Source organism: Seonamhaeicola marinus (assembly GCF_008085455.1).
Genome location: NZ_VSDQ01000324.1, coordinates 1 through 507 on the forward strand (window position 1 = coordinate 1; position 507 = coordinate 507).

Annotated in this window: 1 protein-coding gene; it reads right to left on the reverse strand. The window is 35.5% G+C overall.

Features of this window, described 5'->3' with window-relative positions; all coding sequences use genetic code 11:
• A partial coding sequence (locus FUA24_RS04195) for a 3-hydroxyacyl-CoA dehydrogenase family protein (RefSeq protein WP_246146950.1) occupies window positions 1-507 on the reverse strand: 507 nt, incomplete at both ends.

The following is a 507-nucleotide window of genomic DNA, read 5'->3' on the forward strand; positions in this document are numbered from 1 at the left end:
AAAACATCGCCTCCTATGGTATTCATTTTACTTTGGAATTCACAATTTAAAATTCCATCACCCAAATCTTCAATAACAACTCCAGAGTTTTTAAATACTTCGTTTGATTTTCGGATGTTATCTAAAATGATGAAAGCATCTTGCCCAGGTTTTTTTACCTGTTTTTTTGAAGGGATATCATAAAAGTAAGTAGCGCCGTTTTGTACGGTGTAAAATGATTTACTACCCGAAGCTAGCATGTCATTTACCCAAGCAGCAGGAGCTACACCTTCAGCTTTCATTATTTCTATACCTTTTTCAACGCCAATAGCATCCCAAATTTGAAAAGGGCCATGTTCCCAGCCAAAGCCAGCTTTCATGGCATCATCTATTTTATAAAATTCATCAGTAATTTCGGGCACTCTGTTTGATACATAAGCAAACATAGCTGCAAAGTTTTTTCTGTAAAACTCACCCGCTTTGTCTTTACCAGACACTAATATTTTGAACCTATCAATTACTTTTTCA